The 26209-nt window shown below is 68.1% G+C and carries 22 protein-coding genes and 1 pseudogene; 12 read left to right on the top strand and 11 right to left on the bottom strand.

What is annotated here, in order from left to right; translation table 11 throughout:
- Positions 1–449: 449 nt before the first annotated feature.
- Positions 450–1679, bottom strand: a complete 1230-nt coding sequence (tyrS, locus tag B5D37_RS07850) for a tyrosine--tRNA ligase (RefSeq protein WP_078758182.1) — start codon at positions 1677–1679, stop codon at positions 450–452.
- 196 nt (positions 1680–1875) lie between these two features.
- Between tyrS and B5D37_RS07845 the strand changes: the two genes are divergently transcribed.
- Both B5D37_RS07845 and B5D37_RS07840 read left to right on the top strand, forming a co-directional pair.
- A complete protein-coding gene (locus B5D37_RS07845) occupies positions 1876–3297 on the top strand; it encodes a peptidoglycan DD-metalloendopeptidase family protein (protein ID WP_078758166.1) in 1422 nt (473 codons plus the stop codon).
- Position 3298: 1 nt separating this feature from the next.
- A complete protein-coding gene (locus B5D37_RS07840) occupies positions 3299–4441 on the top strand; it encodes an anhydro-N-acetylmuramic acid kinase (protein WP_078758165.1) in 1143 nt (380 codons plus the stop codon).
- Here B5D37_RS07840 and B5D37_RS07835 read toward each other — a convergent pair.
- From B5D37_RS07835 to B5D37_RS07825, 3 genes are read right to left on the bottom strand one after another with little or no spacing between them, the layout of a single operon-like run.
- On the bottom strand, positions 4426–4722 hold the full coding sequence (locus B5D37_RS07835; protein ID WP_078758164.1) for a hypothetical protein: 297 nt from the start codon (positions 4720–4722) through the stop codon (positions 4426–4428). The two genes, B5D37_RS07840 and B5D37_RS07835, sit on opposite strands and share 16 nt — an antisense overlap.
- 30 nt (positions 4723–4752) lie before the next feature.
- Positions 4753–6120 (bottom strand): AmpG family muropeptide MFS transporter, encoded by a 1368-nt coding sequence (locus B5D37_RS07830; RefSeq protein ID WP_078758163.1) that lies wholly within the window; start codon positions 6118–6120, stop codon positions 4753–4755.
- Positions 6110–6895, bottom strand: a complete 786-nt coding sequence (locus tag B5D37_RS07825) for an exodeoxyribonuclease III (protein ID WP_078758162.1) — start codon at positions 6893–6895, stop codon at positions 6110–6112. Before B5D37_RS07825 ends, B5D37_RS07830 begins: the two co-directional genes overlap by 11 nt.
- Before the next feature lie 139 nt (positions 6896–7034).
- On the opposite strand from B5D37_RS07825, the gene pyrE reads away from it, so the two are divergent.
- Positions 7035–7706 (top strand): orotate phosphoribosyltransferase, encoded by a 672-nt coding sequence (gene pyrE, locus B5D37_RS07820; protein ID WP_078758161.1) that lies wholly within the window; start codon positions 7035–7037, stop codon positions 7704–7706.
- 66 nt (positions 7707–7772) lie between these two features.
- The gene (locus B5D37_RS07815; protein ID WP_078758160.1) at positions 7773–8435 is read left to right on the top strand and encodes a hypothetical protein; all 663 of its coding nucleotides are present in this window, start codon (positions 7773–7775) and stop codon (positions 8433–8435) included.
- A gap of 32 nt (positions 8436–8467) precedes the next feature.
- Here the strand turns inward: B5D37_RS07815 and B5D37_RS07810 are convergent, their stop codons facing one another.
- The 3 genes and pseudogenes from B5D37_RS07810 to coaBC all read right to left on the bottom strand — a co-directional run bounded on the left by B5D37_RS07810 (position 8468) and on the right by coaBC (position 12604).
- The gene (locus B5D37_RS07810; RefSeq protein WP_234987750.1) at positions 8468–10822 is read right to left on the bottom strand and encodes a phosphomannomutase/phosphoglucomutase; all 2355 of its coding nucleotides are present in this window, start codon (positions 10820–10822) and stop codon (positions 8468–8470) included.
- A gap of 58 nt (positions 10823–10880) precedes the next feature.
- On the bottom strand, positions 10881–11339 hold the full coding sequence (dut, locus tag B5D37_RS07805; RefSeq protein WP_078758159.1) for a dUTP diphosphatase: 459 nt from the start codon (positions 11337–11339) through the stop codon (positions 10881–10883).
- 66 nt (positions 11340–11405) lie between these two features.
- Positions 11406–12604: pseudogene (coaBC, locus tag B5D37_RS07800) on the bottom strand (bifunctional phosphopantothenoylcysteine decarboxylase/phosphopantothenate--cysteine ligase CoaBC).
- 116 nt (positions 12605–12720) lie between these two features.
- On the opposite strand from coaBC, the gene radC reads away from it, so the two are divergent.
- The 3 genes from radC to B5D37_RS07785 all read left to right on the top strand — a co-directional run bounded on the left by radC (position 12721) and on the right by B5D37_RS07785 (position 15919).
- Entirely contained in the window at positions 12721–13395 is a 675-nt protein-coding gene (gene radC / locus B5D37_RS07795; protein ID WP_078758158.1) for a RadC family protein, read from the top strand.
- 76 nt (positions 13396–13471) lie between these two features.
- Positions 13472–15160 (top strand): arginine--tRNA ligase, encoded by a 1689-nt coding sequence (gene argS, locus B5D37_RS07790; RefSeq protein WP_078758157.1) that lies wholly within the window; start codon positions 13472–13474, stop codon positions 15158–15160.
- On the top strand, positions 15161–15919 hold the full coding sequence (locus B5D37_RS07785) for an SPOR domain-containing protein (protein WP_078758156.1): 759 nt from the start codon (positions 15161–15163) through the stop codon (positions 15917–15919). It abuts the gene before it with no gap.
- A 15-nt stretch (positions 15920–15934) separates the two neighbouring features.
- Here B5D37_RS07785 and B5D37_RS07780 read toward each other — a convergent pair whose 3' ends face one another.
- Both B5D37_RS07780 and speA read right to left on the bottom strand, forming a co-directional pair.
- The gene (locus B5D37_RS07780; RefSeq protein ID WP_078758155.1) at positions 15935–16786 is read right to left on the bottom strand and encodes an NAD(P)-dependent oxidoreductase; all 852 of its coding nucleotides are present in this window, start codon (positions 16784–16786) and stop codon (positions 15935–15937) included.
- Positions 16787–16880: 94 nt separating this feature from the next.
- On the bottom strand, positions 16881–18770 hold the full coding sequence (speA, locus tag B5D37_RS07775; protein WP_078758154.1) for an arginine decarboxylase: 1890 nt from the start codon (positions 18768–18770) through the stop codon (positions 16881–16883).
- Positions 18771–18947: 177 nt separating this feature from the next.
- Here speA and speE point away from each other — a divergent pair, with 177 nt between their 5' ends.
- Entirely contained in the window at positions 18948–19799 is an 852-nt protein-coding gene (speE, locus tag B5D37_RS07770) for a polyamine aminopropyltransferase (RefSeq protein ID WP_078758153.1), read from the top strand.
- Between the two features lie 13 nt (positions 19800–19812).
- Here the strand turns inward: speE and B5D37_RS07765 are convergent, their stop codons facing one another.
- Positions 19813–20151, bottom strand: coding sequence for a P-II family nitrogen regulator (locus B5D37_RS07765; protein ID WP_078758152.1), 339 nt, complete (start codon positions 20149–20151; stop codon positions 19813–19815).
- A gap of 190 nt (positions 20152–20341) precedes the next feature.
- On the opposite strand from B5D37_RS07765, the gene ubiK reads away from it, so the two are divergent.
- From ubiK to B5D37_RS15255, 4 genes are all read left to right on the top strand, one after another.
- Positions 20342–20662 carry a ubiquinone biosynthesis accessory factor UbiK gene (gene ubiK, locus B5D37_RS07760; RefSeq protein ID WP_078758151.1) on the top strand — a complete coding sequence of 107 codons (321 nt, stop codon included), beginning with the start codon at positions 20342–20344 and terminating at the stop codon, positions 20660–20662.
- Positions 20663–20670: 8 nt separating this feature from the next.
- Positions 20671–22185 carry a YifB family Mg chelatase-like AAA ATPase gene (locus tag B5D37_RS07755; RefSeq protein ID WP_078758150.1) on the top strand — a complete coding sequence of 505 codons (1515 nt, stop codon included), beginning with the start codon at positions 20671–20673 and terminating at the stop codon, positions 22183–22185.
- Between the two features lie 20 nt (positions 22186–22205).
- A complete protein-coding gene (locus B5D37_RS07750) occupies positions 22206–23423 on the top strand; it encodes a putative peptide maturation dehydrogenase (protein WP_078758149.1) in 1218 nt (405 codons plus the stop codon).
- 122 nt (positions 23424–23545) lie between these two features.
- Positions 23546–23713, top strand: coding sequence for a hypothetical protein (locus B5D37_RS15255; RefSeq protein ID WP_425478040.1), 168 nt, complete (start codon positions 23546–23548; stop codon positions 23711–23713).
- Here the strand turns inward: B5D37_RS15255 and B5D37_RS07740 are convergent.
- Positions 23685–26207: a putative peptide modification system cyclase gene (locus B5D37_RS07740; protein WP_078758147.1), complete on the bottom strand. Its 2523-nt coding sequence runs from the start codon at positions 26205–26207 to the stop codon at positions 23685–23687. The two genes, B5D37_RS15255 and B5D37_RS07740, sit on opposite strands and share 29 nt — an antisense overlap.
- Positions 26208–26209 lie beyond the last annotated feature (2 nt).

Below are 26209 nucleotides of genomic sequence, written 5' to 3'. Positions count from 1 at the left end.
GAGCCAGGATCAAACTCTTCACTTGAAGTTTCCGGCTCGGACCGAAGTCCTCGCCAATGCTTTGAGTGCAGTGTCGTCCCAGCCCAAATTACTCTTCACGCGCATCTTGCGATGCTTGTTCTTGATTCATTTGGACTGTGTCGAACATCTGCGATGGACAACCATCCACCCGCCAGACGTCCGCACAAGTCACCTGCGCACACTGTCAAAGATCCTTGGAACCGGCCTCAGCGCCTGATCCCGTACCCGTCACCGAAGTGCCCGAGTGAGCCGCACATCATACAGCAGATTTCGTGGCCGTCAACACCTCAACTTCCACTTTTTCCTGCCGATCCCCGCCGTGGCCGACTGCTCCGTGGCGGGCCGCGCATTGTGCACGCCTTGTGACGGATTGGGAAGGGGGATCGACGAAATTTTTTGCGTTGTTGCGGCGGTGATGAGCGCGACGTTCAGCCCTGCACCAGCCGCACGCGTGCGAACGTGCGCTTGCCGACTTGCAGGACGCCCTCAAACCCCGGAACGAGTACCCGCTGTAGGTCCTCCAGGACCTCGCCGTCGATCCGTACCGCCCGCTCCTTGAGCTTGCGGTTCGCCTCGGAATTGCTCGGCGTCAGCCCGGCCGCCGTCAGCAGCGCGGCAATCCGCAGGCCCTCGGCCGGCACCGCCACGTCGTTGAGCGGCAACTGGGAGGTGTCGCCCTGTCCGCGCACGGCGGCGTTCCACCCTGCAACCGCACGGTCGGCGGCGTCGGCACCATGGAAACGCGCGGTGAGCTCCCGCGCCAGCCGCAGCTTGAGGTCGCGGGGATTGAGCGCGCCGCTTTCGATGTCACGCCTGAGGCCCGGCACCTCGTCCATGCCGATCTCGAAACTCAGCAGTTCGATCCAGCGCCACATCAGAGCGTCGTCGATCTTCATGGCCTTGGTGACCATGTCGATGGGCGCCTCGTCGATGCCGATGTAGTTGCCGAGTGACTTGCTCATCTTGTGGACGCCGTCGATGCCTTCCAGCAACGGCATGGTCAACACCACCTGCGGCGCCTGCCCGGCGGCCTCCTGCAGGCCGCGGCCCATCAGCAGGTTGAACTTCTGGTCGGTTCCGCCGAGCTCGACGTCCGCCTGCAACGCCACCGAATCGTGCCCCTGCACCAGCGGATAGAGGAACTCGTGGATCGCGATCGGCTGCTGCGCTGCATGGCGCTTGGCGAAGTCGTCGCGTTCGAGCATGCGGGCCACGGTGTGCTGGCCCGCCAGCCGGATCATGTCGGCGGCGGACATCTTCCCGAACCACTCGGAATTGAACCGGACCTCGGTGCGGTCGCGATCCAGCACCTTGAACACCTGCTGGGCATAGGTGTCGGCGTTCGCCAGCACCTGCTCGCGGGTCAGCGGCTTGCGGGTGGCGCTCTTGCCGGACGGGTCGCCGATCATTCCGGTGAAATCGCCGATCAGGAAGATCACCTGGTGGCCGAGGTCCTGGAACTGACGCAGCTTGTTCAACAGTACGGTGTGACCCAGGTGCAGGTCCGGCGCCGTCGGGTCGAAGCCGGCCTTGATGCGCAGGGGCCGGCCCAGCTGCAGGCGGGCGACCAGTTCGTCGCGCTTGAGGATCTCGTCGGCGCCGCGGCCGATCAGCTCAAGGGCAGAGTCGATGGAAGTGGTAGGCGTGGCGTTCGTCAGGTCGGACAAAGGGCGTGCTCGCAGCAGAACGGGCGAAGCACTTGGCGACGGCCGTCGTGAAGAAAAGATAACTGTGTCGCGTTTCCCGCCAAACGTAAAAATTCCATTCAGCTCAAGGGTTTGACGCGTACTTCTCGCGTGACTATGGTAACCCCGCGACGCCGCTTTCACATCCGCGCGCCGGGAGAGACCACGAATGACATCACCGAAGTCCGGGCCTGCGCGGCGCGAACACCTGAAACAGCTCCGCGAAGCCGCCCTGCACCGCCCGGTGCTGGCACGACAGTTGTCCGACGGGTTCAACGGCCGCTGGTCGCGACGACAGTGGGTGCAGGCCAGCCTGTTCGCCACCGTCGGCATGCTCGTCGCCGCCATCGTCCCCGGTTTCGACCATCTGGAAACCGGTGCAGGCGCGATACCCCGGCAATCGATGACGTTGCCGCTGCCTCCGCTGCCGGCCCGCAGCAAGCAGGCCGAGGCGTTCGACAGCTGGCAGATCGTGCGCGTGCAGAGCGGCCAGACCCTGGGCGAGATCTTCGGGCAACTCGACGTCCCGGCAAGCACCATGTACCGCATCCTGGAACATCCGGGTGCCAGGGATGCGCTGAGCCGGCTGCGGCCGGGCACCGAGCTGGCGTTCGACATCCCCGCCACCGGCGGGCTGCGTGCCTTCCGTTTCGACCGCGACGACACCCACCGGGTGGAACTTGCGATCACCGGGGACGCCATCTCCGAAACCGTCATCGAACGCCCGAGCCAGACCCGCACGGTGGTGACCACCGGCGAGATCAGCAGCTCGCTGTACGCGGCCGCGCGCAAGGCGGGGCTCTCGCCCGCCGCGATCTCGACGATGACCGATGAGATCTTCCAGTACGACATCGATTTCAGCCACGCCCAGAAAGGCGACCGCTTCAGCGTCGTCTATGAAGAGACCTGGCGCGAAGGCGAGCGCATCGGCACCGGCAACATCGCCGCTGCCACGTTCACCACCGGCGGCAAGACCTATTCGGGTTTCCGTTTCGAGCATGACGGCAAGGTCGGCTACTACACCGCCGACGGCCGGCCGCTGAAGAAGGCCTTCATCCGCATGCCGATCCCGTACGCGCGCATCACCTCGGGCTTCAGCAAGGCGCGCAAGCACCCCGTGCTCGGCCGCACCCGCGCGCACCAGGGTGTCGACTACGGCGCCGGCACCGGTACCCCGATCCACGCCGCCGGCGATGCCCGCGTCTCCTTCGTTGGATGGAAGGGCGGCTACGGGCGCACCGTCGTGCTGGACCACGGCAAGGGCTACACCACGCTCTACGCGCACATGTCGCGCTTCGGCAAGTACAAGCCCGGCGCCACTATCAAGCAGGGCACGGTGATCGGCTACGTCGGCGCCTCCGGGCTGGTGACCGGCCCGCACCTGCACTACGAATTCCGCATCAACGGCGTGCACCGCAATCCGCTGACGGTCACCATGCCGCCGCCGGAGCCGCTCAAGGGCGCGGCGCTCGTCGCCTTCCAGGCCAGTACCGCACCGGTGGTGGCACGCATGCAGCAGGTCGAGCAGGTCCGCTACGCGCAGGCCGAGTCCGAGCCGGCCAAGACCAGCAAGGTCGACAAGAAGGCCTGACATGGCAGTACAACCCGGGGCGCCGGCAGAGCTCTATGTCGGTCTGATGTCCGGGACCAGCGCCGATGGCATCGATGCGGCGCTGGTGGAGTTCGTCGCCGATGGCGGCTGCATCCTTCGGCTCGGCCACACTTATCCCTGGGATCCTTTGGTCCGCGCACGCCTGGTCGAGCTTGGCCAGGGCGGTGCCGCGCACTCGCTCGAAGAACTGGCCACGCTCGATGTGCGCGTCGCCGAGGCCTTCGCCGACGCCGCGCTGGCACTGCTGGAAGACGCAGGCCTGGGCGCCAGTGCCATCCGGGCGATCGGCTCGCATGGCCAGACCGTGCGCCATCGCCCCGCCGGAGCCGCGGGAGACCAGCGCCACCCGTTTACATGGCAGATCGGCGACGGCAACGTCATCGCCGAACGTAGTGGCATCGCCACCGTCGCGGATTTCCGGCGGCGTGACGTCGCGGCTGGCGGCCACGGCGCGCCCCTGCTGCCGGCGCTGCACGCCGCGGTCCTGCGCTCGCACGACGAGGACCGGGCGGTACTCAACCTCGGCGGCATCGCCAACTTCACGCTGCTTCCGGCTCAGGGCGAGGTCCGCGGTTTCGACACCGGCCCCGCCAACGCGCTGCTCGATGCGTGGTGCGCGATCCACCGCGGCGTCGCCTACGATGCCGGAGGCGCCTTCGCCGCCTCGGGCCAGCCCGACCATGCGCTGCTGGAGCGGATGCGCAGCGACCCGTGGTTCCGGCTACCGCCACCCAAGAGCACCGGGCGGGAGCAGTTCCATCTGGAATGGCTGCGCACCCACCTGGGAGGCAACGAACGGCCGGAGGACGTGCAGGCCACGTTGCTGGAGCTGACCGCGGCAACCGTCGCCGATGCACTGCTGGCGCATCAGCCGACCACCCGCCGGGTGCTTGCCTGCGGTGGCGGCGTGCACAACCCGTTGCTGATCTCCCGTATCCAGGCACGCCTGCCGGATGCCTCGATCGAATCGACCGCAGGGCACGGGCTGGACCCGGATTTCGTCGAAGCCATGGGCTTCGCCTGGCTCGCCCGCCAGACGCTGCTCGGGCTGCCGGGCAACCTGCCCAGCGTCACCGGAGCGCGTGGCCTGCGGGTACTGGGCGTGGTCTACCCGGCGGCGTGACGTCCGGCCGGAACCGGTGCCTCGGCACCATCCGATTTTGCCCGCCCGATCAACGAGAAGCCCGGATCGTCCTGGATCGACTCCAGCGCTGCGATCGCCGCCTTGAGGGCGTCGGCATCGGAGTCATCGAAGCGCGCCTTCATTTCGGCCTCGCAGGCAAACAGGCCGTGCTCGAGCAGGTGCCCGATGGCCTCGCGCTCGGTGCGACCGGACGCTTTCGCATATCGCCGGATCCGCTCCAACAGCAGCGAGTCCACCTCCAACAGCAGGTTTTCGCTCATGTCTCCCTCTCCTCCCCTGCATCCCGGAGTTTACGCGCTGCCAGGGGCTTCGGCGACCGGTGCGGCCGGGGGCCTGCGCATGACCAGCAACAGGCACAACAATAGCGCGGGCAAGCCGAGCAGTGCCGTCCCCACGAAGAACAGCGCATAGGCGTCCAGCAAGGTGCGGCCGACCTCAAGGGATTCGACCGCCACGCCAGACATGCCTTTGAGCACCTTGCCCAACAACGCGTAGAAAGAACTCAGCAGGGCGTACTGGGTGGCCGTGTAACCGACGTTGGTGAGGCTGGACATGTAGCCGACCAGTGCCACGCCGGCGAAACCGGTGGAGAAGTTGTCGATCACCATCGCGATGCTGAAGACGGTGGCGTCGGCGCCGTGGTGGGCCAGGTACGCGAAGGCCAGGTTGGAGCCCGGGCCGAGGATCGCGCCCATCAGCAGCGTGGCGACGAAGCCGAACCTCACCGCGAACAGCCCGGCCGCGGCGATCCCGCCCAGCGAGGCGAACAGCCCGATCGAACCGCGCACCGCGCCCACCGTCTCCTTGTCGATGCCCAAGTCGGCATAGAACGGATTGGCCATCGGACCCATCACGAAGTCGGGCAGCCGGTACAGGCTGATGGTCAGCAGCATCAGCAACGCCCAGCTGCCGTGCTGCTTGAAGAAGGCGATGAACGGACCGGCCACGGCATCGAACAATCCCCGCCCGGTCATCAGCGAACCATGCGTGGTTGCCGCCCGCAGCGCGGCCGCGGGCTCGCGCGCCAGGAACGTGGCCAGCAGGCCGAGTCCCATCGCCATGGCCATCGCCTGGTAGGAAATCGACCATCCGATATAGGCCGCCAGGATCAGGATCAACGCGTCGGTGACCAGCAGCGCGGCACGGTAGCCCAGCTGATAGCCGGCGCTGAGTAGCGCCAGCTCCTCGCCGTTGTTGGAGCTCTCGATCCGCCAAGCGTCGATCACGATGTCCTGGGTCGCCGACGCGAAGGCCGCAACCAGCGCCATCACGGCGAAGGCCATGAGGCCGCCCTCGGGCTTTACGATCGCCATCCCGGCCAGCGCCAGGATCACGGTGATCTGCGACAGCGCCATCCACCCCCGGCGGCGGCCGAGCCAGCGGCCCAGCAGTGGCGCATCGACCTTGTCCACCACCGGTGCCCACAGGAACTTGAGCGAATAGGCCAGGCCGACCCAGGACAGGAAGCCGATCGCCGACAGCTCGATGCCGCCCTCGCGCAGCCAGAAGCCCATGGTGTTGCCGACCAGCATGAACGGCAGGCCCGAGGCGAAGCCCAACAGCAGCATCACCGCGACCTTGGGCTGCCCCAGCCGGCCCACCACCTGCCGCCAGCCCGGCCGGGCCGCGGGCGCTACGGCCGTCGTGTCAGAGGTCATAGTCGACGGTGTACGGGGCATGGTCGGAGAACCGCGGCTCACGCAGGATCGAGCAGCCGCGCAGGCGCTCGGCCAGCCCGGGCGTCACGAACTGGTAGTCCAGCCGCCAGCCGACATCCTTCGCATAGGCGGCGCCCCGATTGCTCCACCAGGTGTAGTCCTGCGCCTCCGGGTTCAGTGCGCGATAGGTGTCGACCCAGCAGGGCCCGCCATCCCCGCCTTCGCCGCACAGGCCGTTGAGCCAGTCGCGCTCCGGCGGCAGGCAGCCGGAGTTCTTCTGGTTCGACTTCCAGTTGCGGATGTCGAGCGCGCTGCGCACGATGTTCCAGTCGCCGCACAACACGTAGTCGCGGCCGCTGGCCAGCCATTCCTGCAGCTGCGGGCGCAGCCAGTCCATTACTTCGAACTTGAAGCCCTGCCGCAGTTCGCCCGACGAGCCGGACGGGATATAGAACGAGACCACGCTGAGGTTGCCAAAGCGCGCTTCGATGTAGCGGCCTTCTTCGTCGAACGGCTCCCAGCCCATGGCCGTACGGACTTCGTCCGGTTCCCGCCGGGTGTAGATGGCGACCCCGCTGTAACCCTTCTTGGTGGTCGCGTCGCGGAAGAAGGCGCGATAGCCCTCGGGCAGGAACTCGGGGCCGGCGAGCTGGTGTTCCTGCGCCTTGGTTTCCTGCACGCAAAGCACGTCGGCGTCCTGGTCACGGAACCATTCGAAGAATCCTTTCCTGGCCGCGGAGCGGAGGCCGTTGGCGTTGAAGCTGATGATCCGCATGGACGGTCCTGCATGGGGGTCCGGCGATCATAGCAACGGCCCCGCCGGTCGGGCCGGCCACGGCGGCGCTGGCCTATCATGCATCCCTCCATCCAGCCCCCGTTCGCCGCTGGGGCCAACCGCGAACCCGGACCCGACCATGACCGACCACCGAACCCGATTCCTCAGGCTTGCCATCCAGTCGGAGGCACTGCGTTTCGGCGAGTTCACGTTGAAATCCGGGCGCACCAGCCCGTACTTCTTCAACGCCGGCCGGTTCGACAGCGGCGCGGCCCTGGCCGGCCTGGCGGGTTGCTACGCCGATGCGATCGACGCCGCCGGCGTCGATTTCGACCTGCTGTTCGGCCCCGCCTACAAGGGCATCCCCCTGGCCACCGCGCTCGCCTGCGAGTACGCCCGCCGCGGCCGTGACCTGCCGGTGGCGTTCAACCGCAAGGAAGCCAAGGCCCACGGAGAGGGTGGGCATCTGATGGGCGCACCGCTCGAAGGCCGCCGCGTGCTGGTGGTGGACGACGTCATGACCGCCGGCACCGCCGTGCGCGAGGCGTTGGCGATCATTGAGGGGGCTGGCGGCCAGCTGGCCGGCATCGTGATCGCGCTGGACCGGCAGGAAGTGGTCGACCCCACCCGCAGCCGACGCTCGGCGGCACAATCTGTCGCACAGGAGCACCGCGTGCCGGTGGTCGCCGTCGCAAGCCTGGACGACCTGCTGGCCATGGCCGCCGACCACCCCGGACTCGCGGCCCACCGGGAGCAGTTGCTGGCCTACCGGGACGCCTACGGCAGCGAGGATCCGGGCGCGGCGGCGTAACCGCGGCTTGGCCCGACTCTTGCGTCACCTGTACCTGATAGCGACAGCGTCACGGAACAGGCCCACATGAACAGCGCCACCCTCCGCTCCATCAGCCTCGTCCTCGGCACCGGCCTGCTGGCCGCGTCGATCCCAGCCTTCGCACAGAAGCAGAAAACCGTCGAGAAGAAGATCTACTGCTGGGACGAGAATGGCAGCAAGGTCTGCGGCGACGCGCTTCCGGCAACCGCGGTCGACAGTGCCCGCACCGAATTCAGCGCCTCCGGCATGCCGACCCGCCGCGTCGACCGCGCCCTGACCGATGAAGAGCGCAGCGAGGCGGCACGGCTGGCCGAGCAGCAGCGGCTGGCCGCGCTCGAAGCCGCCGCGGAGATCAGGCGGGAGCTGGCCATGGTCGAGTCCTACGCCAGCGAGGACGAGCTGCAGCGCGCCTTCAACCACCGCATCGAACTCATCCGTTCCAGCCTCGAGACCTCCAGGCTGGGCATCGACGGTGCGCGCCGCAGCCTGCTCAGCCTGCTGCAGCGCGCGGCCGAAACCGAACTGGCGGGCAAGCCGGTGAGCAAGGCGCTGGGTAACCAGATCCTCGCCCAGCACCACAGCCTGAGGCAGCAGCAGGAAGTCCTCGAGCAACAGCTGCAGGAACAGCAGGCGATGGACGAGGAGCTGACGTCCGCGCTGGAGCGCTACCGCGAGCTGAAGACCACCGACAGCAACGGGCGCGGCTGAACGGCCGGGACGCGGGTCCCGGCCCACCGGTATCAGAACGGCAGTTCCAGCTCCGGCGCAACGCCGAGCAACTGGGCCCTGAAGGCCTCCTTGATGCGCGCCATCGCCTGGTTGTTGTCGGCGTCGAAACGCAGCACCAGCACCGGCGTCGTGTTCGAGGCACGCACCAGTCCCCAGCCGTCGGGCCAGTCCACGCGCAGGCCATCGATGGTCGACAGGCGTGCTTCGTCGAAGGTGGCACTGGCCACGAACTTCTCCACGAAGGCATGCGGGTTGTCACCGGGTGCCGGCACCTTGATCTCCGCGGTGGCGACGCCGTCGGGCAGCGCGTCGAGCACGTCGCTCGGGCGCCCGCCCTGGGCCGCCAGGATCTCCAGCAGGCGGGCGGCGGCATAGATGCCGTCGTCGAAGCCGAACCAGCGCTCCTTGAAGAAGAAGTGCCCGCTCATCTCGCCCGCCAGCTCGGCGCCGGTCTCTCGCATCTTCGCCTTGATCAGCGAATGCCCGGTCTTCCACATCAGTGGGCTGCCGCCATGGCGCAGCACATGCCCGGGCAGCCGGCCGGTGCACTTCACGTCGAAGATGATCTGGGCGCCGGGGTTGCGCTCCAGCACGTCGGCGGCGAACAGCATCAGCAGCCGGTCCGGGTAGATGTTGTTGCCGTCTCGCGTCACCACGCCGAGGCGATCGCCGTCGCCGTCGAAGGCCACGCCCAGGTCGGCATCCAGGTGCGCCACCATCTGGATCAGGTCGGCGAGGTTGTGCGCCTCGCTCGGATCCGGGTGGTGGTTGGGGAACGTGCCGTCGATCTCGCAGTACAGCGGCACCACCTCGGCGCCGATGGCCTCCAGCACCCGCGGTGCGATCTCGCCGGCCACGCCGTTGCCCGCGTCCACCACCACCTTGAGCGGCCGGTCGAGCTGGATGTCGGAAGCGATCCGCTGCACGTACTCCTCGTCGATGTTGCGCTGCTCGAGGCCACCCTCGACCGGCGCGGTGTAAAGGCGGTCGTCGGCGATGCGTGCGTAGAGATCGAGGATGGCGTCGCCCGACAGCGTCTCGCCGCCGACCACCACCTTGAAGCCGTTGTAGTCGGGCGGGTTGTGGCTGCCGGTGACCGACACGCAGGAGCCGGCGCGCAGGTGATAGGCGCCGAAGTAGATCACCGGGGTGGGCGCCATGCCGATGTCGACGACCTCGCGACCGGCCTTGCGCAGTCCGGCGATGAGGCCCTCGACCAGCTCGGGGCCCGACAGGCGGCCGTCGCGGCCGACCACCACGTGTTGCTGGTCGCGCTCGTGCATCACCGTGCCGATGGCATGGCCGATGAGTTCGGCGACCGCGGGTGAGAGGTCGCGGCCGACGATGCCGCGGATGTCATAGGCGCGGAAGATGCCGCGGTCGATCTCGATACCGGTGCCCGCGCTGCCGGCCGCACTGGTGCCGGCCGCTGCGGAAGTGGTCGTGGTGTCCAGGGGAAGCTCCTCGTCGTTCTGCAGGACGTCCTGCCGTGAAGATTCCTCCAACGTTAATTCGGGCGCTGTTGCGTCGGCGTCATCGCCGCGGCGGCGACCTGCCGCCAGTTGCGGGGCGCGCAATGCGAGCAGCGCCAGCAGGACAAGCACCGCCACGGCGACGGCGCCGCCCACGGTTCCCAGCCCGAAGGGAGCCGCGGACACCGCGGGCACCGCAGCGGCCACGCGCAGCTCGCTGTCGGCTACCGGGACGGCCATGCGCTCGGCGGCGCGCGCCAGGCTGCTGTCGCCACGCTCCAGGATGCTGGCCCCCGACTGCCGCAGGGCGAGATAAGCGCTCGACCCGACCTGCGCGGTCTCCACCGGGCCCGCCACCGTCTTGAGCGGCAGGTGCACGATGCCGACGCCGACGAGCCGGTCCTGGAGACGGACGGGGCCCGCAACCGCCAGGCGCGGCCCTTCGGCGGCCTGGATCACCCGCGCCACCGGCCGGTCCTGGACCAGTGCGGTCTCGAGCGTGGCAACACGCCCGTATCCGGCTTCCGGCAACGCGGCGTACGCGGCATCGAGTTCCGGCGGCACCACGGCGCCGTCGGTGGCGCCCGGCCACCCGCCCTGCAGCAGAGCACCGGCACGGTCGAGGTCGCTTTCGGCCAGCGCCCGCTGCAACAGCGGATTGGCCAACTGCTGGACGAAACGTTCCTTCTCCTCCGACAGGTTCGCCTCGACGGCGGCCACGGCGCCGACGCGCGCAGACTGCACCGCTTCCCGGCGCGCGCCGTCGTCGTACTGCTGCCACACGCCCCACGCGATCCACGCAGCCAGCAGCAGCAAGGCGACCGCCAACGCGGTCAGCAGCGGCTTCAGTTCCGCCACCGAGACCTGCGGGCGTTCCATTTTCAAATCGACCATCGACCTTCCCCTGAATATCCCGACCGGGACTGCTCGCCCGGATCACTGCTTCCCGCGCTCAACGTACGCCGGTGTGGCCGAAGCCGCCGGAACCGCGGTCACTGGTTTCGAATCCTTCGACCACCTGCAGCTGCGCGCGCACGATCGGCAGCACGACCAGCTGGGCGATCCGATCCCCCGGCTCCACTGTAAAAGGCTCCTTGCCCCGATGCCATACGCTGATCATCAGCGGGCCCTGGTAGTCGGCGTCGATCAGGCCGGTGCCGTTGCCCAGCACGATGCCATGCTTGTGGCCGAGCCCGGAGCGCGGAAGGATGACCGCGCACAACCCGGGATCGCCCAGGTGGATGGCCAGCCCGGAGGGCACCAGCGCGGTATCGCCGGGCTGCAGTTCCAGGGACTCGTCCAGTGCGGCGCGCAGGTCAAGGCCGGCGCTGGCGGCGGTGGCATACGCCGGCAATGGCCATTGCCCACCGAAGCGCGGGTCGAGGATCTTGAGCTGGAGGGTGTGGTGCATCGTTGACTCCGTTCGTGCCGGGGCCACCCGGGGAGGGCCCCCGCGATAGGTACAACCGGGGATGGCTCAGCGGGCTGCGACCAGGTCGAGCAGGGCGTCGGCCAGCTCGGCTTTCGAGGCCGGCCCCAGCACCTGCTCGAACCCTGCCCCGTAGACCAGCAGCGTATTGTCATCGCACTCGAAGCCGCTGCCCGGAACGCCGACACGGTTCGCGCAGATCAGGTCAAGCTTCTTGCGCTCCAACTTGCCGCGGGCGTACTCCTCGACATGGCTGGTCTCGGCGGCGAAGCCGATCACCAGGGACGGCCGTCGCGCATGGCTGGCCACCTCGGCGAGGATGTCGCGGGTGCGCACCAGCTCCAGCACCAGGCCTTCTTCGCCGGGTCGCTTCTTGATCTTGTCGCCGACAACCTGGGCCGGGGTGAAGTCGGCCACGGCCGCCGCGCCGATGTAGACGTCGACGGGCAACGCGTCCATCACCGCACGGTGCATCTCCGCGGCCGAACGCACGTCGATGCGTTCCACGCCCTCGGGCGTCGGCAGGGACACCGGGCCCGCTACAAGCAGCACCTGCGCACCCCGCCGGGCAGCCGCGGCGGCGATGGCGAAACCCATCTTGCCGCTGCTGCGATTGCCCAGGAAACGCACCGGGTCGATGTCTTCGTAGGTGGGCCCGGCACTGACCAGGATGCGACGGCCGGACAGTGATGCCGCGCTCACGCCGACTCCCGCACCAGGGCCGCAACGATCGACTCCGGCTCCAGCATCCGGCCTTCACCGGTCTCGCCGCAGGCCTGTCCGCCCGAATCCGGTCCGAGCACCATCACGCCGCGCCCGCGAAGCGTCTCCACGTTGGCGCGGGTGGCCGGGTGGGCCCACATCAGCCGGTTCATCGCCGGGGCGATCGCAACCGGCGCATCGGACGCCAGGCATAGGGTGCTGACCAGGTCGTCCGCGAAGCCGTGTGCGAGCCGGGCAATGGTGTTGGCGGTGGCCGGGGCGATGACGATGCGGTCCGGCCAGCGCGCCAGCTCGATGTGCCCCATCGCCGCTTCGGCCGCCTCGTCCCACAGGGAAGTGCGGACCGGCAGGCCGGACAGGGCCTGGAAGGTGGCGGGGCCGACGAAACGCTGGGCGTTGTCGGTCATGGCCACCTGCACGCAGGCCCCGGCGTCCCCCAGCCTGCGGACCAGCACCGCGGCCTTGTAGGCGGCGATGCCACCACATACGCACAGCAGGATCTTCTGGTCCTGGAGGGCTGGCACCTTGGGGTTTTCCTGACGCCGGAATCGACGCTTAGCTTACCCGATGCCGTGGACACGGCTGGTGGCAGCGACCCCGCCCGGCCACCAGCATGGAGGGCCGCTACAGGAGCCTTGGCATGCACATCCGGGACTGGCCGGTCGACGAGCGTCCTCGCGAGAAGCTGCTGTCACGCGGTGCTTCCGCACTGTCCGATGCCGAGCTGCTGGCGATCTTCCTGGGCTCCGGCCTGCGCGGCCGCGACGCCGTCGGCACGGCGCGCGACCTGCTCGGAGCACACGGGCCGCTGCGGGCATTGCTGGAGCGGACGCCCCGGCAATTGGCCGAGCTGCCCGGGCTGGGGCCGGCACGCGCCTGCGCGATTTCCGCTGCGCTGGAACTGGGCCATCGCCACCTTTCGGCGGACCTCGAACGTGGCGCGGCGATGACCGATCCGCAGGCGGCCGGCCGCTATTTCGCCCAGCGCCTGCGTGGGCTGCCGCACGAAGTGTTCGCGGTGATGTTCCTGGATACCCGGCACCGCTCACTGGCCTTCGAGGAGCTGTTCCGCGGCACGCTCGACGGCACCGAGGTGCACCCCCGCGAAGTGGTGCGCCGGGCCCTGGCCCACAACGCGGCGGCGGTGATCGTCGGGCACAACCACCCCAGCGGCAACCGCGAACCCAGCGCCGCCGACCGGGCCGTTACCGCGCGCCTGAAACAGGCGCTGGCACTGGTCGACCTGCGCCTGCTGGACCACTTCGTCATCGCCGATGGCCCGCCGGTGTCGCTGGCCGCGCGCGGCTGGGTCTGAACCCGTTCGCGCTCTCCCGGACGCAGCCGCGCATAGCGAGTAAAATGCCCGGTTCCGCTCCATCCGCAGGATCCCCGTGAAAGCCACCATCCGCGCGCTGGTCGCGCAGGCCGTCGACGCACTGCGCGCCAATGGCACCCTGCCGGCCGACCTCCAGACCGCTGATTTCGTGATCGAGCGGCCCAAGACCCGTGCCCAGGGCGATTTCTCGACCAACGCGGCGATGCTGCTGGCCAAGCCGGCGCGCTCCAACCCACGCGCGATCGCGCAGGCACTGGTGGACGCCCTGCCCGCGAGCGATGACATCGCACGGGTGGAGATCGCCGGCCCGGGCTTCATCAACTTCCACGTGGCGGAAGGCGCATGGCGCCGGCAGCTCGGCGAGGTCCTGTCGCAGGGCGATGGCTACGGCCGCAACCGCACCGGGAATGGCCGCCACGCCGGCGTCGAATACGTCTCCGCCAACCCGACCGGGCCGCTGCACGTCGGCCACGGCCGCGCTGCTGTCATCGGTGATTGCATCGCCCGCGTACTTGCCGCCAACGGCTGGGAAGTGGCGCGCGAGTACTACTACAACGACGCCGGCGCGCAGATCAACAACCTCGCCATCTCGGTACAGGCACGCGCGCAGGGCCGCACGCCGGAAGACGCTGGCTGGCCCGAGGACGGCTACCGCGGCGAGTACATCAAGGACGTCGCCCGCGCCTACCTCGATGGCGCCACCGTCGAGGTCGAAGGCCACAGCGTCACCGGTGCCGGCGACGCCGATGATCTCGACGCCGTCCGCCGCTTCGCCGTCGCCTGGCTGCGCCGCGAGCAGAACGACGACCTGGAAGCCTACGGCGTCGGCTTCGACGTCTACTTCCTGGAGTCCTCGCTGTACGACGACGGCAAGGTGGAGGAGACCGTGCGTGAGCTGGTGGCCCACGGCCACACCTACGAGGAAGGCGGCGCGCTGTGGCTGCGCACCACCGATTTCGGTGACGACAAGGACCGCGTGATGCGCAAGTCCGACGGCACCTACACCTACTTCGTGCCGGACGTGGCCTACCACCTGTCCAAGTGGCAGCGCGGCTACGAGCGCGCGATCACCGAGCTGGGCGCCGACCACCACGGCAGCCTGGCGCGGGTGCGGGCGGGTCTGCAGGCACTGGATGCGGGCATTCCCCAGGGCTGGCCCGAGTACGTGCTGCACCAGATGGTGACGGTGATGCGCGGCGGCGAGGAAGTGAAGCTGTCCAAGCGCGCCGGCAGCTACCTGACCCTGCGCGACCTGATCGACGAGGCCGGCCGCGACGCCACCCGCTGGTTCCTGATCGCGCGCAAGCCGGACTCGCAGCTCACCTTCGACATCGACCTGGCGCGCAGCCAGTCGCTCGACAACCCGGTCTATTACGTGCAGGTCTCGCACGCCCGCATGTGCGGGCTGATGCGCCAGCTGGCCGAACGCGGGCTGAGCTACGACGCCGCCGACGGGCTCGCCCAGCCGCTCGACCTCCAGGACGAGGCCGCGCACGAGCTGGTCACCGCGGTGCTGCGCTACCCCGACGTGGTGGAAACTGCCGGCCGGGACCTCGAGCCGCACCAGGTCGCGGCCTACCTGCTTGAGCTGGCACAGACCTTCCAGACGTATTACAACGACCACCAGTTCCTGGTGGAAGACGCCAGCCAGCGGCACGCCCGGCTGGTTCTCGCCGCGGCGACGCGGCAGGTCCTCGCCAACGGTCTCGAATTGCTGGGCGTGAGCGCGCCCGAGGTGATGTAAGTGGCAGCACGACGCGGAAAGACACAGGCTAGGCGCAACCAGGGCAACAACGGTTTGCCCGGCTGGGCCTGGATGGTGCTGGGCATCGTGCTCACCATCGCGGTGGTGATGGGCATGCCCAAGCTGCTGAAGTCCGATGGCGACGGCTTCTTCCGGCCCCGCCCGAACCCGGATGCCACGCCGGCGCCGGTCGCCGGTGGCGAGGAAGACCTCGGGGTGCCCCGCGCTGACCAGCCGCGCCAAGCGGCACCGGTCGAGGACGAAGAGCCGCAGTACGACTTCTACACGCTGCTGCCGGGCAAGGAAGTCCGCATGAGCGACGAGGAATTGGCCGCGACCCAGCGGGCCGAGGCCGAGCGCATGGCCGAGCGAGACATCCCGGCCGGCTCGCGCAACGAGGATGCCGCCGACCTTGCCCTGCCCGCGCCCGTGGTGACCGAACCGGCACCGCGGCCTGCCAGTGCCCCCGCCACCCCCGCGCCCCAGCCGGACGGCAATCGCGCCACCGCGGCAGGCGTCGGCGACGGCAGCCGCTACCTGCTGCAGGCAGGGGCGTTCCAGGCGTCCGGCCAGGCCGAAGAGTTGAAGGCGCGCATCGCCCTGCTCGGGCTCGGCGCACGGGTGGAGTCGGCGCAGATCGATGGCAAGACCATCTACCGCGTGCGCATGGGGCCTTACGGCACCGCCAGCGACCTCGCCGAGGCCAAGCGCAAGCTGGACGCCGGCGGGCTGCCGGCGATGGCGATCAAGGTCCAGTAAGCGCCGGAGACGAACTCAGCCGCGCTTGAGCGTGATCAGCGCCGAGGTGTCGGCGTCGCCGCGGCCCTTCTCCACCAGCTCGGCATAGTCGGCCAGGGCCTGCTCCAGCACCGGCAACCTCAGCCCGCTGTCGCGGGTGACGGCCTGCACGATGCGCAGGTCCTTCAACATGTGCGCGTTCTTGAAGCCCGGGGTGAACTCGCCGCGCAGCATCGTGGCGCCGCGCTTGTCGAGGAACCAGTTGCTCGCCGCGCCCGCCATCAGCGTCGGCAACAACCGCTCCGGGTCCAGCCCGAGCTTCTCGCCCAGCGCCAGGCCTTCGCAGACCGCCTCGTTGATGCCGGCCACCAGCACCTGGTTGACCGCCTTGGTCGCCTGGCCGGCACCCGTATCGCCCATGTGGCTGATGCGCGCCGCGTAGGCCTCCAGCACGGGGCGGACCTGCTCCAGCGTGGATGCCTCACCACCGGCCATCACCGACAGCTTGCCGTTGCGCGCACCCTCGACCCCGCCCGATACCGGCGCGTCGATGAAGCCGATGCCCTGCTCGGCCAGGGTCGTCGCCACCCGCCGTGCGGTCTGCACCGAAACGGTGGAGTGGTCGACCACCACCGCGCCGTTCTTCAGTACCTGGGCGAGCGCCGCCGCGTTCTCCAGCACGTCGGCGTCCAGCGACACGCATAGCACCACCACGTCGCAGTCGGCGAAGTTGTCGGCCGAGCGCGCGGCTCGCACCTTGAGCTCGGCGGCCAGCGTATCGGCCTTGGATTGGGTCCGGTTGCCGACCACCGCCAGCAGGCCGGCGTCGTGGAGGTGTCTCGCCATCGGCGCACCCATTGCGCCCAGGCCCATGAATCCCACTTTCATCCATATCTCCCGGGTCGCCGCACGGCCGGCCCTTTCTTTGTGCTGTCATGCAAGGGGCACGCATCCGCGGACGCGGCCCGGTCATCGGATCCGGTCAATCGGCCGGGGTGTCGTCGAGATAGGTATAGGCGGTCAGGCCGGATTCCAGCGCATCGCCCAGCCGCTGCGCTTCTTCGGCGGCCAGCCCGGCCGCGTCGAGCTTCTCCCGGTAGGCGGCGCGCAGGTCTTCCAGGCGGTAACCCACGTAATCAAGCATCACGTCGTTGGTGTCGCCACGGCGCTGCTGGACCAGGCGGTGCCCGTCACCTTCGACCCGCACCTCGACCGCATCGGTGTCGCCGAACAGGTTGTGGATGTCGCCCAGGATCTCCTGGTAGGCGCCGACCATGAAGAAGCCCAGCCGGTAGCTCTCGCCGGGGCGCAGGCCGTGGATCGGCATCGAGGTGTTCAACGCCTCTGCCTCCACGTAGGTGTCGATGCGGCCGTCGGAGTCGCAGGTCAGGTCGGCGATGACGCCACGCCGGTCCGGCGCCTCGCCCAGCCGGTCGATCGGCATGATCGGGAACACCTGCTGGATCGCCCAGACATCGGGCATGGATTCGAACACGCTGAAGTTGACGAAGTACTTGTCGACCAGCCGCTGGTTCAACTCGTCCAGCACGCCCTGATGGCTCTTCTCGCCGGGGCTCAGGCGCTCGCGCACGCCGTGGGCGATCAGGTAGAACAGGTCGTCCAGCCGCGCGCGGTGGACCAGGTCGATCTGCCCCAGCACGTAGGCGGACTGGCCTTCCAGGTGGAAGTGCGCGGCTTCGTGGAACAGCTCCACCGCCGGGCGCGAATCGAGCTCGGCATGGATCTCGCGCAGGTGGCGGATCACCGTGGGCTCGTCGTCGTGCACGTCCGGCACCCGGCCCTCGGGTGCCCGCTCGACCTCCGACACATTGGCGACCAGCACCGCGTGGTGGGCGGTCATCGCACGGCCGCATTCGGTGATGATGCGCGGCGGCACCAGCCCGTGTTCGGCGCAGGCCTCGGCCAGCGGCTGCACGATGTTGCCGGCGTACTGGCGCACGCCGTAATTGATCGAGTAATAGCTCCGCGAGCGGGTGCCTTCGTAGTCCACGCCCAGCCCGCCGCCGACGTCCATGAAGCGCACGTTGGCGCCGAGCTTCGACAGCTCGATGAAGTAGCGCACCGCCTCGCGCATGCCGCTGGCGATGTCGCGCACGTTGGAGATCTGCGACCCCATGTGGAAGTGCAGCAGCTCCAGGCAATCACCCATGCCGGCATCGCGCAGCTGCTTCCACAGGTCCAGCACCTGGCGCGGCGACAGCCCGAACTTGGCCTTGTCGCCGCCACTGTTCTGCCACTTGCCAGCCCCGAGGGAGGCCAACCGCATGCGCACGCCGAGGCCCGGCTTCACGCCCAGGGCCTTGGCCTCCTCCATCACCAGCGGCAGTTCGGAGGGCTTCTCTACCACGATGAAGGTCTGCAGCCCCAGCTTGCGGCCGATCAGCGCCAGCCGGATGTACTGCCGGTCCTTGTAGCCATTGCAGACGATCACGCCGCCCGGCCGGCTCAGCGCCATCACCGCCATCAGCTCGGGCTTGCTGCCGGCTTCCAGCCCGAAGCCCTCGCCGCGGTGGGACGCCAGCACCCCGGCCACGCCGGCATGCTGGTTCACCTTGATCGGGTAGACCGCGGTGTAGCCCCCCGGATATTCCCAATCCTCCATGGCGCCGGCGAACGCGGCCTGCAGCTTGCCCAGCCGGTCGCCGAGGATGTCGGGGAAGCGCACCAGCAATGGCAGTTGCGCGCCATTCGCGCGCGCCTCGTCGACGATTTCCGACAGCGCCACCTCCGGGCCCTGCCCACCGCGCGGCCTGGCGACGACCCGGCCCTTGGCGTCGACGTCGAAATAGCCCTCGCTCCAGTGTGGGATCGAATAGGTCTTGCGGGCCTGATCAATCGACCAGTCGGACATCGCGCTGCTACCAGGGGTGGGGGACGCGCATTCTATCGCCCCGGCCGGGAGGTGGCCGTCACGGCACATCCTCGACTCACGGCGTGTTGCCCCGGGGGTTGGTTACAATTCGCGCCCCCTCCCACCTGCCACGCCCTCGCCGAACCGGCCGTGGCTGCCAACACTGGACGAACCGGAATGAACACTGAGACGACGTGGCACTACGAGAACTTCGACCCGTCCGGCTCGGCCATCGGCTATCGCATCACGCGCAAGCTCGACGAGGTGCAGTCGCCGTTCCAGAAGATCGAGATCTACGAGAGCACCGACTGGGGAAACCTGATGCTCATCGACGGCGCGATGATGCTGACCAGCCGCGACAACTTCCTCTACCACGAGATGATGTCGCACCCGGCGCTGTTTACCCATGCGGACCCGAAACGGGTGGTGATCATCGGCGGTGGCGACTGCGGCACCCTGCGCGAGGTACTCAAGCACGCCGGCGTCGAGAAGGCGGTGCAGTGCGACATCGACGAGCAGGTCACCCGCATGGCCGAGAAGTGGTTCCCGGAGCTGTGCGAGTCCAACGGCGACCCGCGCGCCGAGCTGCTGTTCGATGACGGCGTGGCATACATGAAGAACTGCGAGCCCGGCAGCGTCGACATCGTCATCGTCGACTCCACCGACCCGGTCGGTCCCGCCGAGGGGCTGTTCAACAAGGCCTTCTACGAGAGCTGCTTCCGCGCGCTGAAGGACGACGGCATCCTGGTGCAGCAGTCGGAATCGCCGCTGGTGCTGCTCGACCTCATCAAGGAAATGCGCGGGGAGATGGGCAAGGCCGGCTTCACGACCTTCCAGACCCTGCCGTTCCCGCAGCCGTGCTATCCGACCGGCTGGTGGTCATGCACGCTGGCGCGCAAGTCCGGTGGCTTCGATTTCCGCGCGGACGATGCCCGAAAGGCCGGTCTTGGCAACCGCTACTACAGCGCCGACATGCACGCCGCCGCCCAGGTGCTGCCGCCGTTCGTGGCCGAGGCGCTGGCGAAGTAGCTACAAGCGCGAACTACAGCGCGTCCGCGTCCAGCTCGCCGGTGCGGATGCGGACCACCCGGTCCAGGTCCTGCACGAAGATCTTGCCGTCGCCGATCTTGCCGGTGCCGGCGGCCTTCATGATGGCCTCGACCACGGCATCGACCTGCTCGTCGGTCACGGCGACTTCCAGCTTGATCTTGGGCAGGAAGTCGACCACGTACTCGGCGCCGCGGTAGAGCTCGGTATGGCCCTTCTGCCGACCGAAGCCCTTCACTTCGGTCGCGGTGATCCCGGCCACACCCGCCTCGGCCAGGGCCTCGCGCACGTCGTCGAGCTTGAACGGCTTGATCACCGCCATGACCATCTTCATCGGGTTGCCTCCTGTTACAGGCGGCCAGAATAGCCGACGGCAGGCCGCCGCCGCAGCCCGGAAGCCCGCGGCCACGGGTAGAATCCCACGGTGCGTGTCGGGTTTTTCCGACACTGCGACGCGGTTGCCGCCTACGCCGCCTCGACGCGGGGCGGTGGAAGCTGGCGCTACTGTCGAAGGAGCCACCCCGATGATCGACCTGAACCACATCGACGACCTCGCCCGCCGCCTGAGCACCCTGGTGCCGCCGGGCCTGCGCGAGGGTCGCGACGAGCTGCAGCAGAACTTCAAGTCGGTGTTGCAGTCGGGGCTGGCGCGCCTGGACCTGGTGACGCGCGAGGAGTTCGAAGTGCAGCGCGCGGTGCTGCTGCGCACCCGCCAGAAGCTGGAAAAGCTGCAGCAGCTGGTGGCGGACCTGGAAGCACAGATCGATCCCGCCCCGGCATCGCGCCAGGCTCCGGGGTCCGATGCGGAACCCCTGGCCGGCGACGACGCGCTGCCGCGTCACTGAGCCCCCCCGTGAATCTTGCACTCGTGCACAGCCGTGCACGAACGGGCGTGCGTGCGCCCGCGGTCCGGGTGGAGGTCCACCTGGCGGGTGGATTGCCCTCGATGTCGATCGTCGGGCTGCCGGAAACCGCGGTGCGCGAAGCCAAGGATCGCGTGCGCGCAGCCATCCAGTGCGCCCAGCTGGAGTTCCCGGCGCGAAGGATCACCGTCAATCTGGCGCCGGCCGACCTGCCCAAGGGCGGGGGCCGCTTCGATCTTCCGATCGCACTGGGCATCCTCGCCGCCAGTGGCCAGGTACCGCTGGAGGCGCTGGAGGGCTACGAGTTCGTCGGTGAGCTCGGCCTGACCGGGGAGCTGCGCAGTGTCGACGGGATCCTGCCGGCCGCCCTCGCCGCGGCCGATGCCGGCCGGAAGCTGGTGGTCCCCGCTGGCAATGGCGAGGAAGCCGGGCTGGCCAGCCGCGTGGAGGCCTACACCGCCCGCACGCTGCTGGAGGTCTGCGCCATGCTCCACCGCAGCAAGACGCTGCCGGCGGCGGTCGCACCTGCGGTGACCCGCGCCGCGACCCCGGACCTGCGCGATGTCCGTGGACAGGCGCACGCCCGGCGCGCGCTGGAAGTCGCTGCCGCCGGCGGTCACCACCTGTTGTTGATTGGTCCCCCGGGCTGCGGCAAGAGCTTGCTGGCCTCACGCCTGCCTGGCCTGCTGCCCGAGGCCAGCGAAGAAGAAGCGCTGGAAGCCGCCGCCATCGCTTCGATCAGCGGCCGCGGTCTCGACCCGGCCGCGTGGCGCACCCGGCCATTCCGCGCCCCCCACCACACGGCCAGTGCGGTGGCGCTCGTAGGCGGCGGCGCGGAGCCTCGCCCCGGCGAAATCTCACTCGCCCACCACGGCGTGCTGTTCCTGGACGAACTGCCCGAATGGGAGCGGCGCGCGCTGGAGGTGCTGCGCGAACCCCTGGAGTCCGGTGTCGTCACCGTCTCCCGCGCCGCCCGCAGTGCGGAGTTCCCCGCACGCTTCCAGCTGGTGGCGGCCATGAACCCCTGCCCCTGCGGCTGGGCCGGCGATCCCAGCGGGCGCTGCCACTGCAGCCCGGACGTGGTGCGGCGCTACCGCGGCCGCGTCTCGGGGCCGCTGATGGACCGCATCGACCTGCACGTGGAAGTGCCACGGCTGCCGCCGGCGGAGCTAAGGCCCGGCGCACCGGAAGGCGAGCCCAGCGAAGACGTGCGCGCCCGGGTCCTGCGCGCCCGCTCCATCCAGGATACCCGCGCCGGCAAACCCAACGCCCGGCTCGGACAGGCCGAGACCGGCGCCACCTGCCGCTTGGCCAGCAGCGACCACGCCCTGCTCGAGCATGCCGTTGAACAACTGCAGCTGTCGGCCCGCTCGATGCACCGCATCCTGCGGGTCGCCCGGACCATCGCCGACCTCGCGGACAGCCCGCAGATCCGGACGGCACACCTCACCGAAGCGATCGGCTACCGGCGGATGGATCGGGGCTTGGCTGCCATGAGCCAGTAGAACCCGCATAATCACGAGCTATGCGCGTCCGTCGTCGAAACCCATGTCTGATCCAGATTGATGATGTTCTCGCGCTGGACCTTGGCGCTTTGCTGCGAGGGCGTTCTGAGCTGGCTGCGGATACTGCCGCTTGTTTGCTCTGTCCCATCAGCGGTCAGCGAATACGAATCCCGGACACCGAATTGCGCGTCATCGCCGGATTGACGTCGGACAGATGGCATCTGGCGACCGAAGTAGCAGCGACTCATGCTGTCCCTGTTTCTGTCATTGAAGACATGGCCGCTCGCGGCTTGGTGTGCAGCGACTCCAATGAAATTCCCGCCAAGGCCTTACGGCAAGCAGAGGACAGGCTCCACGCTGTCGGATGGCACCCTCAAGCAGCCGTACTGGAAGCGTTGAGCCGATGGCGTTCGGTCGAAGGCGAGGAGGGCGCGCGGGAACATGGCGATCTAGCGCAGCTGGAACGCCTGCGCTCGCAGGAGGCAGCGTACGGGGTCATCCCGCCCCATTTCCATATCCACCGTGACGCGAGCAGCCATCTCAAGCTCGTACATCAACCGCTCGACGGTCCGCTGGGCGAGGTGCTGACCAGACGACGGACTTCGCGACACCTGCGGACGGACACTCCGTTGCCACTGGCCGAATTCAGCCGGGTGCTCGGCGGGACTTTCGGCGCAACAGGAACGGAAACGCTTGCTCCAGGAATGGTCGCGGTCAAGCGCACGAGTCCCTCGGGTGGCGCGTTGCATCCAATTGATGCCTATCCCCTAGTTGTTGACGTGGCCGGCGTCGCCCCAGGCTTCTACCACTATCAGTCCCGAGACAACTCGCTGGCGCTGATCCGGCCGATGACCCCTGAAGAAGCGCGGCGGCAGGCTTCGGCACTTACTGCGGGCCAAACCTATTTCGGGAACGCGAGCACGCTGGTCTTCCACGTGGCCCGATTGGACCGCCACCACTGGAAGTACCGGCGTCATCCCAAGGCGTACAAAGCTGTGCTCCTGGACTCCGGCCACCTCAGCCAAACCTTCTACCTGCTCGCCACTGAAAGATCGCTGGGGGTCTTCTTTACTGCTGCCATGAACGATGGCGATGTACTGGACCTTCTGGGCCTAGACCCTCTATGCGAGATGGTTATTGGCGCGAACGGGCTTGGCTTGGTCGACACGACGGATGATCGACTTGATCTCCATCCATCGCCCTATTCTCCCGACGCTGGACGTGAACCAGTTGCATAGCCAGTACTTTCACCGTAGAAACACGGTTGGGGAAAACCAGACAGGGGAACACCTTGGCAACCAGAAACAACGCTCACAAGTTGTTGCAACGCCTCGCTACCGATGATGCATTTCGGGCCCGCGTGGAAGCAGATCCGGTAGCAGCACTCGGAGAATACGGGTTCGACATCGATCCCGAGATCGCACCTTCTAAGGTAGAGCTCCCGTCGAAGCAGGCCATTGCTGAAAATGCGGAACTGCTGAGTCGGCAGATCGAAGCGACTAGCGCGTGGATCGTTTTCTGTCGCTAGCTGTAACTGACTGCTTCGGCCGCAAGGCTTCAAGTACTGGTGGGCGCTCAGCCGCCCATTCCCCGTAGGCACGGGCCCTCCATGCCTCTGTTTGAGTCATGGCTGCGTGTTCCTCGATCGCTTCGGGATCCAGCGCTTCCGCCCGCACCAATCGGGTGAGCAGCAGGGCGGCGTCGTCGTTGAAGGGCTTGAGCTGTTCAATTGCTTCGGAGTAGTTACCGTCACGGATGTCCGATTGTGCGCGGACAATGGCAGTGAGGTTGGCGAGCACGGTCGCCGGCGAGGCGTCCGCAACCGGAGCAGCCAATTCGATCGAGCGCTCTGCCAACTCGGCGTCGCCCGCGGCCGCCGCAACAAAGCCCGCATAAAGTGCTGCAGATGCGACTGACTCCCTCGCCCGCCCCGGCGAACTCTCGAGGGCGCTGGACGCGATGTTGATGAGCTCCCGCGCGCGCTCCTTGACCTCGGGCTCAGCCAGAAGTCGCCTCTCCACCGCCAACGCAGAGGCGCGTGCAGCCCATTCGAACGGAGCACCGGGTCGAGAAAAGGAATCCCGGATCGCTTCGGCACTAGCCGCGGCGAGGTCCCATTTCCCATCGTCTGCTGCAAACGTCATGTCGATCACACGCTTCTCTACCGCGACCTGCGGTGGACCGGCGACCTCCTTAAGCATCTCCGCCGCCTTCTTGAAGTCCCTTCGCACCGCAGAGGGCATGGCAGGTTCGACAAAGCCGTTGGGAAATCCCGCCGCCCATGCCTGCGAAAAACTGGTTACCGCATCATCCACCTGTCCCAGCGGAAGTTCGGCAAGCCCGCGGTAGTAGAGGGCCGCGGGGCGGGTAACCGCCACGCTGACCGAGGCGCGATCCGAAAGCTCGCGCATCTCTGGGTATCGGTTGGCGTGATATAACCCGTGGGCGGCGTTAAAAAGCGCGACGTGATAGTCGGGGTACAGCTTCGCCAGCGCCCGCCACTGGGCTACGTAGCCTTTCTCCCACCTAAGCATCGACAGTTGCGCGGAGACGTACAGCCGCTCGCGCTCGGAGAGACGCTCTGAGTGCCGCAACGCCGCGTCCATATGCCGTAACGCGGCGCCCACGTCCGTTTTCGCGAATGCGACCCTTCCGAGCCCAATCTCCGCCATCGCAAACTCGGGATCCAGCTCCAGCGCTTGAGAGTAATGTTGCTCGGCAGCATCAAGCTGCTGGCGAGCGAACGCTTCCTGACCCAACGTGTATGCCCTTAGGGCATCCAGGCTGCTCGTGGTTACTTGCGCCAGCGGCATCGAACTCGCACGGATTTGCCTGAGCTCCTCTCCGAGACGGGAGCGCAGCGCCTCGCTTACCACCGCGACCGATTTTATGGCCGAACTCGCTCCCTGCCCTTGTGCCGACTCCGCGTAGACAGTTGCCTGAGTATGGGGGTCGATTACCTCGAGACTTACGCGAACAGGGCCTCCGGCGTCGGAAATGGTCGGTAGAAGTACTGCCCGGATACCTCCCCGCATCGCAACCTCCGAGGCTAGCGTCCGATCCATCACCACACCCTCAGGCGTACGCCCCGTCGCGGCGATGATGTCGCGCGCCCTGGCTTCTGAAAGGACGTTCACGTAGCGCGACTGTTCAAGGCTTATCCGGAGAGCAGTCGTCAAAGTACCTTCGTACCTGCTGTCCCCGGTGAGGTTCCGCAGGTCCGCCAGCACCACCCAGTCACGCTCGTTGAATGCGATGGCCGGTTGCGGGCGCATGAAGAACCACAGGCCCACCGCGATGACGGCGACTACCGCGGCCTCGGCGGCGAGTGCCGCCGGCCGGCGCCAGAGCGGGATGTCGCGCCAGGCCTTGGGGCTGCTGGGCGGTGCGCGCAGTGGGGCGATGCCGGGCTCGCCGACCTCGAATATCTGCTGCGGCTGCGGGACGCCCTTGAAGCGCCAGCGGCCGTGCGATTTCCACAGCAGGTGCTGGCCGCGTTCGCCCAGTTCGCGGGCGGCGCGGTGCGCCAGCGGTTCCGCCACGGCCGAGAGCAGGATCTGGCCGGGCCGCGCCATGGTCATCAGGCGGGCGGCCATCGGCTTGGCGAGGCCTTCGATCTCCAGCGGCTTGGCGCCGACGCGCACGGCCTCGTCGCTGTTGCGCCAAGTGAGCACTTCGCCGACATGGAGGCCGGCGCGCGCGGTGAGCTCGGCGCCGTGTGGCTCACCCAGCTCACGCAGGCCGCGGTTGTAGTCGATGGCGAACCCGAGGCCATCGATGGGGCGCTCGAACAGCAGCAGCATGCCGTCGGAGCGGTCGATCAGCCGGCCGCGCCAGCGCTCCTGCAACTGCAGGACGAGGCGGTCGTGGGCGCGGAAAAGCTCGGCAGCAGGGCCATCTCCCAGGCGCTCGACCCAGCCGGTCGAGTCGACCAGGTCGGTCAGCAGGATGGTGCGCAACTGCGGTACGCCGGTGGCGGATTCCGCGGAGCTGGCGACGATGGCTGCTGTGGCGGCTGTCATAG

The sequence above is a fragment of the Lysobacter spongiicola DSM 21749 genome (genome assembly GCF_900167055.1).
Classification (GTDB): domain Bacteria; phylum Pseudomonadota; class Gammaproteobacteria; order Xanthomonadales; family Xanthomonadaceae; genus Novilysobacter; species Novilysobacter spongiicola.
The sequence above is the reverse complement of the archived record's forward strand: the minus strand, read 5'-3'. Positions and strand labels throughout refer to the sequence as shown.